We start from the raw sequence: 14,337 nt of genomic DNA on the forward strand, positions 1-14,337 counted from the left end.
GCCATGGGGGACAGAATCATTTCCGGTCAAAGCGGTCCTTCCACTCCTGCCAATCCCAGTGCGCCAGAAACTTCTCTCCGGCCATTCGGCCCGACGAGATGAGATCGAGTTTGTCGGCCGTCGTCAAAGCGAAGTCCGTACTGCTGTGGCCGGTCGTGTCGACGAACACCGTCCTTTCGGTCACCGAAGGGTCGTCGATGTGCCGCCGGTCGTGCGCGTTGATCATCGTTGACAACAGGGACTTCGCGTATTGGAAGGTCGTCGCGTTGGGCCGCCATTCCGCGGCCGCCGTCCGCCGGGCCGAGAGCATGACGCCGAAGGTCGGCCACCGTGCTGGCAGCGCATCCTTGCGGTCGAAGACGTCGACGGGGAAGTTCGAGAGCAGTCCGCCGTCGGCACCGAGCACGGAGTCTCCACCGGCCACATTCGGCCGGGCGGGCAGAGCCCGCGGACGGAAGAAGAACGGGCTGGCCGCCGAGGCGCACACCGCCTCGGCGACGGACTGACTGTCCGCATCGACGCCGAGGGCCTCTTCGTAGTCCCAGGGGAGGCGGAGCATGCGGCCGCGGGAGACGTCGGAGACGATGACGACGAGACGATACGATCGCTCCGGCGGAATTGCGCTTCCGGGATCGTCGAGCTTGAGGTCACCCCATGTGCGCACCCCCTGATCAGCCAAAGCCGTGGCGAGGAAATCGTGGAGCGTCTGTCCCGCATACATCCCCTTGTGCAGCAGCAGTCCCTGCACCCGCCCCAACCAGGGGACGAGGCGGAAGGCAGCAGAAAGGTCCTCGAACTCGGTGAAATCCTGTTCGAGGACCTTCTGCTGCAGAGTCTGCGGGCCGATGCCCGCCGCGGTGAGCGCACCGACGATGGCCCCGGCCGAGGTGCCGGCGATCCGGTGGAAGTCGAAGCCGCTGTCGGCGAGAGCTTCGACCGCGCCGACCAGGCCCGGCAGCTTTGCACCGCCGCCCTCGAGAACGAGATCGGTCGTCGTCATGGCGGCTCCTTTCCTTCGCACCCCGATTCCATTGTGGACCAGCGCCGAGGATGTGCCGCCTAGTGACGTGCGACGGTGACCGGCACGTCTCCCTCTGGTGACCGGTGCGTCCGGTTCGGACCGGTGCGACCGGTGAAGTGGTCCATCGTCTGGTTGACGCCGAGGAAGTCCATGACCTTGTCGAAAGCGCGGGTCGGCAGGAGGCGGGCACCCGGAACCAGGCGGACGAGTGAGGGCATGACCAGCTGCTCACGACCGGATTCGACGGAGTCGAGGACCCGCGTGGCCACATCGTTCTCTTCGAGGATCGGGAGCAGGCGGGGGAATTTCGTCTGCACTCCCTTGAACATGCCCGTATTGATATAGAAGGGGCACACGGCAAGCGTATTGACCCGGCTGCCGTCGGCGCGCAGCTCTCCGCGCAGTGACTCGGTGAAGCCCACCGCCGCCCATTTGCTCGCCGAGTAGTCGGTCTGTCGAGCGACTCCGGTCAGGCCGGCAGCGCTGGCGATGGTGACCACCGAACCGCGGTCGCGTTCGATCATTCCGGGTAGGAAGGCCTGGGTCGTCCAGTACAGGGCGAAGGTGTTGACGTCGTAGAGGCGACGGATCGCCGCTTCCTCCATGTCGAGAAGCTTCTTGCCGGAGACGATGCCGGCGCAGTTGACGAGGATGTCGATCTGACCGGTCTGCTCGGCCATGGCGGCAACCTGGTCGGCATCACCGACATTGAGGGTGAAGGATCGGGCCCTGGTTCCAGCGGCCTCCACCTCGGCGCGCACCGCGTCCCCGCGTTCGTCCGAGAGGTCCCAGATGATGACCTCGGCTGCGCCGCGGGCCGCCGCGTCCAGAGCCATGAGTCTGCCGATTCCGCTTCCGGCCCCTGTGATGAGGATGCGGTTGCCGGCGATCTTCGTTCCACGCGTCATGTCTGTGCGTCCTTGCAGTTAGGCGTCAGTGCTGTTCCTCGCGAGCAGAACCCGCCCAAGCGGACCTCACGAGATGTTACTCAACAGTACATCAGTGTGCCGTGGGTCACGCAAGGGCGGGTTAGCCAATCGCCCGTCGCCTGGGAAGGTCAGCTCTCCTTCATGCCTTTCTGGATGAGGTCCATCACCGAGGAGTCCGCGAGGGTCGTGACATCGCCGACCTCGCGATTCTCGGCCACGTCCTTGAGCAGCCGTCGCATGATCTTGCCCGACCGGGTCTTCGGCAGATCGGGCACGATCATGATCGAACGGGGAGTCGCGATCGGTCCGATCGAGGACCGCACATGACTTCGCAGCTCACCCACGACATTGTCCCCGCCGTCGTGCGCGCTCTCCCGGAGGATGACGAAGGCCTCGATCGCCTGCCCTGTCATCTCATCAGCGGCCCCGACCACGGCCGCCTCGGCGACTTTCGGATGAGCGACGAGGGCGGACTCGATCTCCGCGGTCGACATCCGGTGACCGGAGACGTTGAGGACGTCGTCGACGCGGCCGAGGACCCAGAAATCACCGTCGCGGTCGATCTTCGCACCGTCCCCGGCGAAGTACACCTCCGGGTACTGCGACCAGTAGGTCTTCTTGAACCGTTCCTCATCGCCCCATAGGGTGCGCAGCATCGACGGCCACGGCTCCTTGATGACGAGGTAGCCGCCGTTTCCGGGTTCGACGGAATTGCCCTCATCGTCGTAGACGTCGGCGACGATGCCGGGCAGCGGACGCATCGCCGAACCCGGCTTCGTCTCGGTCACGCCCGGCAGAGGGCTGATGAGGATGCTGCCGTTCTCCGTCTGCCACCAGGTGTCGACGACAGGGCAGCGGTTCCCGCCGATGTGCTCGCGGTACCACATCCACGCTTCGGGATTGATCGGCTCACCGACGCTGCCGAGCAGACGCAGGCTGGACAGGTCGTACTGCGCGGGGATGTCGCGGCCCCATTTCATGAACGAGCGGATCGCCGTGGGCGCGCAGTAGAGGATGGAGACCTTGTACTTCTGCACGATCTCCCACCACCGGCCCCGGTGCGGTGTGTCCGGGGTGCCCTCATAGAGCACCGAGGTGGCCCCATTGGCCAGCGGACCGTAGACGATGTACGAATGGCCGGTCACCCAGCCGATGTCTGCGGCCGTCCAGTAGACGTCCGTCTCGGGTTTGATGTCGAAGACCGCCCAATGGGTGAAGGAAGCGCCGACGAGGTAGCCGCCGGTGGTGTGCATGATGCCCTTGGGCTTTCCGGTCGTTCCCGAGGAGTACATGATGTAGAGCGGATGTTCGGAATCGAAGGCGTCTGGAGTGTGCGTCTCCGGCTGCCGATCGACGACCTCGTGCCACCACAGATCACGGTCGCCGTTCCAGTCCACGTCCTGGCCGGTACGGCGGACGACGAGGACATTGCGCACCTCGGGGCAGTCCTCCATCGCCTCATCGACGACGGATTTGAGACCCGAGGGCTTGCCCTTGCGATAGCCGCCGTCTGCGGTGATGACGAATTCGACTCCGCAGTCCTTGACGCGGTCGGCGATCGCCGAAGCGGAGAATCCGCCGAAGATGACGGTGTGCGGGGCACCGAGGCGGGCGCAGGCCAGCATGTCGAACACCGTCTCCGGGATCATCGGCATGTAGATGGCGACGCGGTCGCCGGTCTTGACCCCGAGTTCGGCGAGGGCATTCGCGGTCTTTGAGACCTCGCGCAGAAGATCGGAGTACGTGATGGTGCGGGTATCGCCGGATTCGCCTTCGAAGTAGTAGGCCACACGATCGCCGAGGCCGTTCTCGACATGGCGGTCGACGCAGTTGTAGGAGGCGTTGAGCCTGCCGCCGGTGAACCACTTCGCGAAGGGCTTCTCCGACCAGTCGAGGACCGTGTTGAAGGGAGTCTCCCAGCTGATCCGCTGTGCCTGCTCCTCCCAATAGCCGATGCGGTCGGCGGCCGCCTTCTCGTATTCGACAGCCTGGGCATTGGCTGCGGCGGCGAAGTCCGCTGGGGGTGGGAAAGCCCTGTCCTCGTGGCTGAGTTCCTGAATCGTCGGATTGTTCGTCATCGTGCTCTCCTTTCACCCCGCACCACCACGACGTGGGCGGGTCATCGAACTCACCTTCAACCTACTCCAGTCGGTTGGGATTTCAAGAGGTGCCCGCAGACGCGAAGAAGCCCCGCTTCCCCAGTTTTCACTGGGGAAGCGGGGCTTCCGTGTTGTGGCTCCGACCGGCGTCGATCCGGTGACCTTTCGATTTTCAGTCGAACGCTCTACCAACTGAGCTACAGAGCCGAGTCGCCGACATACTGAAGAAGTATGTCGAGAGAAACAAAGGCTCTTCCGAAGAAGAGCCTTATGCTCCGCGACCCTGACGGGACTCGAACCCGCGACCTCCGCCGTGACAGGGCGGCGCGCTAACCAACTGCGCCACAGGGCCTTGCTGTTGTGATGGAAGACCTTACGATCTTACACCGTACCCCCAACGGGATTCGAACCCGTGTCGCCGCCGTGAAAGGGCGGTGTCCTAGGCCTCTAGACGATGGGGGCCCAGGTTGTCCTCGGATTCCCCGTGGGCAACGACGTTAAGCTTATCCCACCCGATTCGAGGAATGCAAAACGAAAAGGAGTGTCCTCGGTCACACGACGGAAACGGTGTTTGTCGACGTTTCGCAGGGCCGCCTCGGCGAGGGGATCGGAGTCGCTAGAGTGGGAGGCATGGTGGCCCTGAGTGATGAGGAGTTCGACGCGATCCTCGGCGAAGCCCTGGATCTGCTGCCCGCCGGGGTGACCGAACAGCTGGACAATGTCGCCCTGTTCGTCGAGGATCGGCCGGAGAACGGTGATCGACACCTGCTCGGCCTCTATGAGGGCACACCGATCGGGGAGCGGGGAGTCGCCGGGTTCGAGATGCCCGACAATATCTTCATCTATCGTGACAACCTCATCGACTTCGCCGAGGATGTCGATCACCTGCGCGAGGAGATCGTCGTCACCATCGTTCATGAGATCGCCCATTTCTATGGGCTCGATGACGATCGGCTCCACGAACTCGGGTGGGGGTGAGCGTCTCCGGCCGAAGGGGTTGACGGGCTTACCGACGAGTCACTTGACGTCACGGGAATTGGCGTCCGCAAGCCTACTTCGCCTATTGTGGGCGGGTACCTATCAGCACCGATACAACATTCCGTCCGTATCGATGCGGGGACACGGAGCCGTGAAAGCTGCGCCTCCTGGCCCCGCTGACCTGCGGGCAGGAGGCACTACCCCCTTATGACAGTTGCATCCAAGACTTCCAGCGCGGCGACCCCGGCCGTGCGAGTACTCAATCTGGCAGGCATCGACTACAGCCTGCGCAGCTTCGACCACGACCCCGCCACCCGCCGTTACGGTTCGGAGGCCGCCGACAAACTCGGCGTCAGCTCCGACCAGGTGTTCAAGACTCTGATGATCCAGGTCGACGGGCAGCCCGTGACCGCGCTCGTCCCCGTCTCCGGTCAGCTCGACCTCAAGGCGCTGGCCTCCGCGCGCGGAGCGAAGAAGGCCCAGCTGTCCGGCGTCGCCGAGACCGAACGTCGTACTGGCTACCCCGTCGGCGGAGTCTCTCCGTTCGGACAGCGCCATGCCGTGCCGGTCGTCGTCGACCGCACAGCTCTCGACCATTCGACGGTGTTCGTCTCGGCCGGCCGTCGCGGTCTCGAGATCGAGATCCGCCCCGAGGATCTCGTCATGCTCACGAACGCCCAGGTCGCGAAGATCGCCGCGCTCGACTGATCAGCTCTCGCTGATCTGAACGCCGATCCCCGGCCTCACACCCATTCGACCTCACCGACCTCGGGCTCTGCCCGACCGGCGGTGAGGTCGGCGTACATCGCCACGGCGTCGGCCACCTCGGCGAGGGGGACCAGGACATCGAGTCCGACCTCACCGCCGTAGTCGGCCCGCGTCGTCCACCCCCGGTTCCCGGCCGCCCGCTCCAGGGCGTTGGCCTGGGCATAGTCGACGTGTGCGGACACAGGGACACGCTCACGACGGGTGACGATCCTCGCCTCATCCACGGCCGCCGAGGTGGCCTGACCGTAAGCGCGCACGAGCCCGCCCGCGCCCAACAGGGTGCCCCCGAAATACCGGGTGACGACGGCGACGACGAAGGTCAGATCATGACCGGTGACGACATCGAGGATCGGAGCGCCCGCAGTGCCGGCCGGTTCCCCGTCATCGCTGAAGCGCTGAGTGCGCGAATCGGTGTCGAGGACGAACGCCGAACAATGGTGGCGGGCCTTCGGATGCTCGGCGCGCGCCTCGGCGATGACGGACCTGGCCTCGGCCTCATCCGCGGCGGGGGAGAGGCGGGCGAGGAAACGGGATCTCTTGATCTCGATCTCGGCCTCGACGGGGCTGACGATGGTCCGGTAAGACATGCTCGTCACTGTAGTCGAATGTGTTCTACGATGAGCCCACGGGCGCGGATTCCGCGCTCATCCCCGGTACTTCAGTGAAAGGGTGACAATGGTGCACCAACCAGGCGAGATCGGCCTCGCAGCGCTCAAGGACGAATCCGCCCGAGCCCGTGAACTCGACCGCGCGCACGTCTTCCACTCGTGGTCGGCACAGCGACTCATCGACCCGCCGACCGTCGCCCGCGCCCACGGGTCGACAGTCATCGATGGTGAGGGTCGGGAGTTCCTCGACTTCTCCTCGCAGCTGGTGAACACGAACATCGGCCACCAGCATCCGGCCGTCGTGCAGGCGATCAAGGACCAAGCCGATGTGCTGTGCACCATCAGCCCGGCCACCGTCAACGCCGCCCGCTCCGAAGCAGCTCGCCTCATCACCGACCGCACTCCAGCCGGGCTCGATCACGTGTTCTTCACCAACGGCGGAGCGGACGCGAACGAGCACGCCATCCGCATGGCACGTCTGCACACCGGGCGGCGCAAGGTCCTCTCCCGCTACCGGTCCTACCACGGTGGAACCCAGACTGCCGTCAACGTCACCGGTGACCCGCGCCGGTGGGAGAACGAGACCGGAGAATCGGGCGTCGTCCACTTCTTCGGGCCCTTCCTCTACCGTTCGGAGTTCCACGCCACCACGGAGGCTGAAGAGACCGAACGGGCGCTGCAGCACCTGCGTCGGACCATTGAGCTGGAAGGACCGGCGACGATCGCCGCGATCATCCTCGAATCCATTCCCGGCACAGCCGGCATCATGGTACCCAGTCCGGAGTACATGCAGGGTGTGCGGGCGCTGTGCGACGAGCACGGGATCGTGCTCATCGCCGACGAGGTGATGGCAGGGTTCGGACGGTCGGGCAAGTGGTTCGCCTTCGAGCACTTCGACATCGTCCCCGATCTCATCACCTTCGCCAAGGGCGTGAACTCCGGGTACGTGCCTCTGGGCGGAGTCGTCATCAGCGAGGCGATTTTCGAGACCTTCGCCGAACGCGTCTACCCCGGCGGGCTGACCTACTCCGGGCATCCGCTGGCGTGCGCGGCGGCGGTCGCGACGATCAACGCGATGGCCGAGGAGGGCATGATCGAACACGCCGCTCATATCGGGGAGACGGTCATCGGGCCCCGTCTGCGGCAGATCGCTGAGAATTCGAAGCATGTCGGCGAGGTCCGCGGCACCGGAGCGTTCTGGGCGATCGAACTCGTCCGGGACAAGGAGTCCAAGGAACCGCTGGCCCCTTACGGCGGAGGATCACCTGAGGTCGCCTCGGTGGTGGCGGCGCTGAAGGAGCACGGCGTCATCCCGTTCAACAACTACCACCGGCTGCACGTGGTCCCGCCGATCAACATCAGCGAAGAGGACCTCGAACGCGGCCTCGGAGTCTTCGAGAAGGTCCTCACCGACTTAGACTTCCCCCACTAATTACTACCTGACGGCGGCCCAGCAACCTCGCGCGAGGTTGCTGGGCCGCCGTCAGGTAGTAACTAGGGGGTTTGGTGGGTGTAGTTGCCGCCGAGGATTGTCGCGCGGACCGGGATCTGTGCGATCTCGTCGGGGGCCACGTCCCGCGGGTGGGTTTCCAGGGCGACGAAGTCGGCGAGCTTGCCTCGGCTCAGCGTTCCCTTGTCCGCGCCCTGGCCCGAGGCCTTCGCCGCCTCGACCGTGTAGGCCGCGATCGCCTCATCGACGCTCAAGCATTCGGCCGGCGAACCCATGACGTCCCCGTCGCGGGTCTTCCGGGTGACATAGGCTTCGATCCCGCGCAGCACATTCCCGTCGGCGCACGGCCGGTCCGAGCTGCCGGCCATCGGCACACCCGCATCGACGAACGACTTCGCCCGGTAGATCAGGTGCCGGCGGTCCGGCCCGAGCGAAGCGTTCATCCCGTCCCCGATGCCGTCGGCGAACGCCGCCTGCGGGGTGACGACGATACCGTGCTCGGCCAGCGTCGCCAGGTGCTCGTCATGGACCAATGCGGCATGCTCGATCCGGTTCGGCACCGCCCGACGGCCATAGCGCTTCTGCGCCTCGACGATGTTGGCGATCGCAGCATCCACGGCGGCATCACCGATGGCGTGCACTGCCAGCGACCAGCCGGAGGCATAGGTGTCGAGGATCTGCTGACGCAGCACCTCGGCGTCGTCCTGCAGATAGCCGGGGTGATCCTTGCCCGCGTAGTTCTCCCGCAGCGCCGCGGTCTCGCCGGACAGGGCACCGTCCATGAAGAACTTCACAGGCCCGATCGAGATGAGATCATCGCCCAGGCCGGTACGCAGTCCCGCATCCAGACCGATACCGAACCCGTCGGCGGAGTTCGCCGCGATCGGGTGCAGCCCGTCGGCCTGCGGCATGAGCTGCGCTCGCGCCCGCAGCTTCCCCTCCTCCCGAGCCCGCAGATAGCCACTGATCTCAATGGGGGAGTGGCCGATCCAGCCGTAGGCGATACCGCATTCGCCGAAGGACGTGATGCCTTCCTTCGCGTAGTACGCCGTCGCCAGGTCGAGGGCGTCGACGACGGTGTCGAGCGAATACGGGCGGATGAGATCCTGCACCAGAGTCTGCGCGGTCTCTTCGATCAGCCCCGTCGGATGTCCGGCCGCGTCACGCACGACCTTGCCGCCGACCGGCTCCTCGAAGCCGGGGTCCAGAATCCCCGCCCGACGCATCGCCTCGGTGTTGGCGATCGCGGCATGACCGGACGTCTGCCGCATGAACAGCGGCCGGTCCCCGGTGATCTCGTCGAGTCTGGCCAGGTCCGGATACTGCCCGTCGTAGTCACGGTGGGCATACCCCGTGGCTTCGATCCATTCCCCGGACGGAGTCGTCGCCGCGGCCTTCTCGAGTGCGGCATACACATCGGGCAGACCGCCGGGCAGCGCCGTGACATCGACCGAGGCCAGGGTGAGACCGAACCAGGTCGTGTGGCAGTGGACGTCGTTGAAGCCCGGCAGCACAGTCGCCCCGCTCAGGGACTCGACACGATCGGCATCGATGCCGTCGAGCTCCTCGTCGAAGCCGATGATCCGGTTGCCCCACACCCCGATCCTCTGCGCCCGCGGGCGCGCCGGATCAAGGGTGAATGCGTCGAGGTCGGTGAAGATCGCGTCGATTCTCATACCGCCACCTTAGTCAGATTCGTTCGCCATCCGCCCCACCGTTCACGGCAGGCCGCTGCTGAGTTCACGGCAGGCGCGCCCCGCGAACGGTCGGATCCGTGATGCAGTGGACGAGCGAGAGCCCCTTGTGTGCCAGCGCCCGCTCGAACGCGTCGCGGAAGTCTTCGGTCCGCTCGACGCGGATGCCGAGACCGCCGAACGCCGTGGCCATGGCTGCGAAGTCCGGATTCTGCAGTGCGGTGGCCGTGGCCCGGCCCGGATATTCGCGGTCCTGATGACCGCGGATCGTGCCGTAGACCGAATTGTCGTTGAGCACGACGGTGATGTCCGCGCCGTACTGTACGGCCGTGGCCATCTCCTGCCCGTTCATGAGGAAATCCCCGTCGCCGGCGATGCAGAACACCGGCCGTTCCGGATGGACGAGCGCGGCGGCGACCGCAGCAGGCAGGCCGAAACCCATCGATCCGTTGCGCGGACCCAGCGCCGAGGGGAACCCGTGCGTGGGCAGGAACCTGGTCGCCCACCCGGAGAAGTTCCCCGCCCCGTAGGTGATGATCGCGTCGTCCGGCAGCAGGTCCTGCACGTGGACGAATGCTTCGTCCATGTCGACGAATCCCGCCGAGGCGGCCGACCCCGAGTCCGCCACCTGCGGTTTCCGCCACGCCTCGAGCTCGGCCCGGTACTCGGCGACCCAAGCCGGCAGCGGCACGGCGTCCCCTGCCGCTTCGGACAGGGCATCGCCGAGCGGCGGTTCGTCGATCGACCCGTCGGAGGACACCGAATACGTGCGGGTTCCCTCCTCGGTGAACAGGGATTGGGCGAACCGGCCGACCGAGGTGACGATGTGCTGGTCGAGGCGACCGAAATGGCCGTGCGCATCGGCATCGGGGCCGATGACGACAGTGCGCTGGTCGACGCCGTTGCTGAACCCATCGGTGGCCACATCGGTGCGGACACAGCCCAAGAAGATGTGCAGGTCCGCCTCGGCGAGGACCCTCTTCGCCACGGGGGACGCACCGTAGCCCAAGATGCCGAGGAAGTTCGGACTGTCGTGGTCGATGCCGTCATAGGCGCGGAAGGTGCCGAGCACCCCGAGGCCGCGGTCGCGTGACCATTGGGCGATGCGCCGCGAGGTCGACGGCGACCAGTCCTCGCCGCCGATGATGAGCACGGGACGGTCGGCAGCGGTGATGCGGGCACGCAGCTCCGTGACGTCCCCGGCATACGGTGAGGCCGATCCGTGCACGCGAGGGGGCAGCACCGTTCCGGAACTCGAGCGGACGAGGACCTCTTCGGGCAGACCGACGATGACGGGACCGGGCCGCCCGGTCACGGCGGTGTGCATGGCGTCGACGACCACCTCGGCGGCCTTATCGGGATCATCGAGGGTGAGCACCTTCTTCGCGGTCGAAGAGAACCAGCCGTCCAGATCGAACTCCTGGAAGGATTCGCGGCCGCGATGATCGGTGGGGATGAGGCCGACGAAGACGACGAGCGGGGTCGCATCCTGGTAGGCGGTGTGGACTCCGACCTTGACGTTCGCCGCACCGGGACCACGCGTGACCATGGCGATGCCGGGAACCCCGGTCATCCGCCCCTCGGCGACGGCCATGTATGCGGCCCCGCCCTCCTGGCGGCAGACGATCGGGGTGATAGCCGAATCGCGGAGTCCGTCGATGACGTCGAGATACGACTCGCCGGGAACCAGATAAGTGCGAGTGACTCCGTGTGCTTCGAGTTCCTCGACGATGAGATGACCTGCAGAAAGAGACGCGGAGGTGTCCATACCCCATGCTTATCATCATTTCTCCTCCTGTGGGTGTCTCAACTGCCCACCACCCTGCCCATTCGAAACTGTGAGGTCGTATGATCGTGCAACAACGGAATCAGTACGGTCCGCCGACTGAGCCCGTGAGCAGGAATTCCACACCGGACCGGGGTGGGGACTGAGACTGACAGCCAGGAGGCTCTCGCATGACCGGAATCGACTCCGACCAGGCAACGGCGCAGGAGTTTGAGCCCACCGACCTCGGCGGCGGCCGCAGGCACGGTCGCGTCGGAGCCCCCTCGACGCCGCGCCGGGCGCAGCTCGAACGGGATCCGGGAATGCCGGCGAGCACGTGGCGGCTGCGTTCGGACGCGTGGGAGTACCTGAAGTTCGCGATCAAACGCCTGGCCGTCAGCGGCGGGGACTTCTCGATGATCGCCGAAGACGGCGAGGTGTGGCGCTCGCTGCGTTCGCTGAAGACGATCGAGCTCTACTGGGCAGGTTTCGGTCAGCGCTATGTCGAGGAGATCACCGACCTGCTCTCGAACGGCGAATTCGACCGCGCGCACGACATGATCACACGTGCGGTCAATCGGCTCCGGGGCACCACCGTGCCCGACACCGGTGAAGACGACCTCACCGAGGATGAGCGCGCCGAACTCAAGGACCGCCAGGACACCCGTCCCCGATTCGAGGTCCTCATCGTCGATGAGACCACCGAGGGCGGCCGCGATGAGCTGCACACCGACCTGCTCAAACTCCGCAACGCCTCCGACCAGTTCATCTACGACTACGTGATCGTGCCCACCGCCGACGATGCGGTGGCCGCGGCCCTGACGAACCCGAACCTGCTCGCCTGCGTCATCCGCCCCGGATTCACCGACAACACCCGCGAGGTGCTCAGCCGTGACCTGCGCGACTCCATCGAGTTCGCGCACACCTCGACGAAGGAGTCGCCGACGGCGCCGATGAGCCCGCTCAATTCGGTGCGCCGGGTGCTGCGGCTGGCAGACACCCTGGCGAATCTGCGCCCCGAGCTCGACCTCTACCTCATGGCCGGCGCCCATATCGAAAGCCTCGCAGGTGCTCTGACCCACCGGTTCCGTCGCGTCTTCCGCCGCGAGGACCAGTTCGAACTCCACCTGTCCCTGCTGCGCCGCATCCAGCACCTCTACGACACTCCGTTCTTCGACGCGATCCGTGAGCACGCTCGCCGTCCCGCCGGTGTCTTCCACGCACTGCCCGTCTCCCGCGGCGGCTCCGTCGTCGGGTCGAAGTGGATCGGCGACTTCGTCGACTTCTACGGGCTCAACCTGCTGCTCGCCGAATCCAGCGCCACCTCCGGTGAGCTCGATTCCCTGCTCGCGCCGGTGCACACGCTGAAGAAGGCGCAGTCGCTGGCGGCCCGCGCGTACGGCGCCAAGCGCACGTACTTCGTCACGAACGGCACGTCGACGGCGAACAAGATCGTCCACCAGGCAGTCGTCTCACCCGACGAGGTCGTCATGGTCGACCGCAACTGCCACAAGTCTCACCATCATGCGCTCATGCTCACGGGCGCCCGCACCGCCTACCTCGAGGCGTACCCGCTCAACGACGTCGCCTTCTACGGGGCGGTACCGCTGAACAGGATCAAGCAGCTGCTGCTCGACTACCGGGCCGCCGGCCGCCTCGACGAGGTGCGGATGATCACCCTGACCAACTGCACCTTCGACGGAATCGTCTACGACCCCTACAAGGTCATGTCAGAATGCTTGGCGATCAAGCCCGACCTCGTCTTCCTCTGGGACGAAGCCTGGTTCGCCTTCGCCCGGTTCCACCCGGTCACCCGCAAGCGCACCGCAATGGTCGCCGCGGAGACCCTCGAGGAGAACCTCGCCACCAACGCCCATGCCGCGGCGTACCGGGATCAGCAGAAGCGCCTGTTCGATCCCGAGACCGGTGCCCCCGCCCCCGATTCGGTGTGGCTGGAGGAAGACCTGCTGCCGCCGCCGGACGCCACGATCCGCGTGTACGCGACCCAATCAACGCACAAGACGCTGACCGCGCTGCGCCAGGGGTCGATGATCCACGTCTACGATCAGGAATTCTCCACCGGCGCCGAGGAGGCCTTCCACGAGGCGTATATGACCCACACCTCGACGTCGCCGAACTACCAGATCCTCGCGTCCCTCGACCTCGGTCGCAGGCAGGTGGAGATGGAAGGGTTCGCACTCGTGCAGAAGCAGCTCGACCTGGCGATGAGCCTGTCCTCGGCGATCGCGCGTCACCCGCTGCTGAAGAAGACGTTCAAGGTGCTCACCGCCGCCGATCTCATCCCCGAGGAGTACCGGGTCACCGAACGGACGATGCCGCTGCGCGATGGGCTGTCGACGATGTGGGATGCCTGGGTCCGCGACGAATTCGTCGTCGATCCCAGCCGCATCACCGTCGAGATTTCGGGCACGGGAGTCGACGGGGACACGTTCAAGCACGAACACCTCATGGACCGCTACGGCATCCAGGTGAATAAGACGAGCCGGAATACGGTGCTGTTCATGACGAACATCGGCACCTCACGCTCGGCCGTCGCCTACCTCATCGAGGTGCTGGTCAAACTGGCCGGGAAGTTCAACGACCCGCACGAACTCCAGGAACAGGATGCGCTGACCGAACCCGCCGCGGTGATGCCCCCGCTGCCGGACTTCTCGGCCTTCGCCCCCGACTACGCGGCCGAGGTGCCCGCCGACGACCCGTCGAAGCAGCTGCCCGACGGCGACCTACGCACCGCCTACTATGCGGGTCTGCGTCGCCAGAACATCGAACACGTGCTGCCGCATGAGCTGCGACGCCGCGTCGAGAACGGGGAACAGCCGGTCTCGGCCGGATTCGTCACTCCGTATCCGCCCGGATTCCCGGTGCTCGTGCCCGGACAGGTCATCACCGCCGAGGTGCTCGACTTCATGTCCGCGCTCGACACCCGTGAGATCCACGGCTATGACACCCGTCAGGGCTACCGCGTCATCCTCAAAGAGGTCCTGGAGAGCTGAGCGAGATCGGC

Annotated in this window: 10 protein-coding genes and 3 tRNA genes; 4 read left to right on the forward strand and 9 right to left on the reverse strand. The window is 65.7% G+C overall.

What is annotated here, in order from left to right; all coding sequences use genetic code 11:
- Positions 1-16: 16 nt before the first annotated feature.
- The 6 genes from AC239G_RS04025 to AC239G_RS04050 all read right to left on the reverse strand — a co-directional run bounded on the left by AC239G_RS04025 (position 17) and on the right by AC239G_RS04050 (position 4,511).
- Complete coding sequence (locus AC239G_RS04025; protein WP_487489864.1) at positions 17-1,000, reverse strand: patatin-like phospholipase family protein; 984 nt, start codon at positions 998-1,000, stop codon at positions 17-19.
- Positions 1,001-1,059: 59 nt separating this feature from the next.
- Positions 1,060-1,929, reverse strand: a complete 870-nt coding sequence (locus tag AC239G_RS04030) for an SDR family oxidoreductase (RefSeq protein WP_139907048.1) — start codon at positions 1,927-1,929, stop codon at positions 1,060-1,062.
- 149 nt (positions 1,930-2,078) lie between these two features.
- A complete protein-coding gene (gene acs / locus AC239G_RS04035; protein ID WP_487489865.1) occupies positions 2,079-4,028 on the reverse strand; it encodes an acetate--CoA ligase in 1,950 nt (649 codons plus the stop codon).
- A 155-nt stretch (positions 4,029-4,183) separates the two neighbouring features.
- Positions 4,184-4,256: transfer RNA gene (locus tag AC239G_RS04040), tRNA-Phe, on the reverse strand.
- Positions 4,257-4,327: 71 nt separating this feature from the next.
- Positions 4,328-4,401, reverse strand: a tRNA-Asp gene (locus AC239G_RS04045).
- A gap of 37 nt (positions 4,402-4,438) precedes the next feature.
- A tRNA-Glu gene (locus tag AC239G_RS04050) sits at positions 4,439-4,511 on the reverse strand.
- A gap of 168 nt (positions 4,512-4,679) precedes the next feature.
- Here AC239G_RS04050 and AC239G_RS04055 point away from each other — a divergent pair.
- Positions 4,680-5,027 (forward strand): metallopeptidase family protein, encoded by a 348-nt coding sequence (locus AC239G_RS04055; protein WP_139469193.1) that lies wholly within the window; start codon positions 4,680-4,682, stop codon positions 5,025-5,027.
- A 207-nt stretch (positions 5,028-5,234) separates the two neighbouring features.
- Positions 5,235-5,735, forward strand: a complete 501-nt coding sequence (ybaK, locus tag AC239G_RS04060; protein WP_101546357.1) for a Cys-tRNA(Pro) deacylase — start codon at positions 5,235-5,237, stop codon at positions 5,733-5,735.
- A gap of 35 nt (positions 5,736-5,770) precedes the next feature.
- Here ybaK and AC239G_RS04065 read toward each other — a convergent pair whose 3' ends face one another.
- Positions 5,771-6,382, reverse strand: a complete 612-nt coding sequence (locus tag AC239G_RS04065; protein WP_139907055.1) for a YigZ family protein — start codon at positions 6,380-6,382, stop codon at positions 5,771-5,773.
- Positions 6,383-6,470: 88 nt separating this feature from the next.
- Here AC239G_RS04065 and AC239G_RS04070 point away from each other — a divergent pair, with 88 nt between their 5' ends.
- A complete protein-coding gene (locus AC239G_RS04070) occupies positions 6,471-7,835 on the forward strand; it encodes an aminotransferase class III-fold pyridoxal phosphate-dependent enzyme (RefSeq protein ID WP_487489866.1) in 1,365 nt (454 codons plus the stop codon).
- Between the two features lie 62 nt (positions 7,836-7,897).
- Here the strand turns inward: AC239G_RS04070 and AC239G_RS04075 are convergent, their stop codons facing one another.
- Positions 7,898-9,529, reverse strand: a complete 1,632-nt coding sequence (locus AC239G_RS04075; protein WP_139469198.1) for an amidohydrolase — start codon at positions 9,527-9,529, stop codon at positions 7,898-7,900.
- 64 nt (positions 9,530-9,593) lie between these two features.
- Entirely contained in the window at positions 9,594-11,315 is a 1,722-nt protein-coding gene (locus AC239G_RS04080) for a thiamine pyrophosphate-dependent enzyme (RefSeq protein WP_487489867.1), read from the reverse strand.
- Positions 11,316-11,503: 188 nt separating this feature from the next.
- On the opposite strand from AC239G_RS04080, the gene AC239G_RS04085 reads away from it, so the two are divergent.
- Positions 11,504-14,326, forward strand: coding sequence for an aminotransferase class I/II-fold pyridoxal phosphate-dependent enzyme (locus AC239G_RS04085; RefSeq protein WP_181271024.1), 2,823 nt, complete (start codon positions 11,504-11,506; stop codon positions 14,324-14,326).
- The last annotated feature ends 11 nt before the right edge of the window (positions 14,327-14,337 follow it).

Source organism: Brevibacterium sp. Lmc1, from assembly GCF_057654315.1.

What these genes read in the sequence shown, in the direction of transcription:
- AC239G_RS04025 (WP_487489864.1), bottom strand. Translation starts at nt 1,000, where the DNA reads ATGACGACGACCGATCTCGTTCTCGAGGGCGGCGGTGCAAAGCTGCCG.
- AC239G_RS04030 (WP_139907048.1), bottom strand. Translation starts at nt 1,929, where the DNA reads ATGACGCGTGGAACGAAGATCGCCGGCAACCGCATCCTCATCACAGGG.
- acs (WP_487489865.1), bottom strand. Translation starts at nt 4,028, where the DNA reads ATGACGAACAATCCGACGATTCAGGAACTCAGCCACGAGGACAGGGCT.
- AC239G_RS04055 (WP_139469193.1), top strand. Translation starts at nt 4,680, where the DNA reads ATGGTGGCCCTGAGTGATGAGGAGTTCGACGCGATCCTCGGCGAAGCC.
- ybaK (WP_101546357.1), top strand. Translation starts at nt 5,235, where the DNA reads ATGACAGTTGCATCCAAGACTTCCAGCGCGGCGACCCCGGCCGTGCGA.
- AC239G_RS04065 (WP_139907055.1), bottom strand. Translation starts at nt 6,382, where the DNA reads ATGTCTTACCGGACCATCGTCAGCCCCGTCGAGGCCGAGATCGAGATC.
- AC239G_RS04070 (WP_487489866.1), top strand. Translation starts at nt 6,471, where the DNA reads ATGGTGCACCAACCAGGCGAGATCGGCCTCGCAGCGCTCAAGGACGAA.
- AC239G_RS04075 (WP_139469198.1), bottom strand. Translation starts at nt 9,529, where the DNA reads ATGAGAATCGACGCGATCTTCACCGACCTCGACGCATTCACCCTTGAT.
- AC239G_RS04080 (WP_487489867.1), bottom strand. Translation starts at nt 11,315, where the DNA reads ATGGACACCTCCGCGTCTCTTTCTGCAGGTCATCTCATCGTCGAGGAA.
- AC239G_RS04085 (WP_181271024.1), top strand. Translation starts at nt 11,504, where the DNA reads ATGACCGGAATCGACTCCGACCAGGCAACGGCGCAGGAGTTTGAGCCC.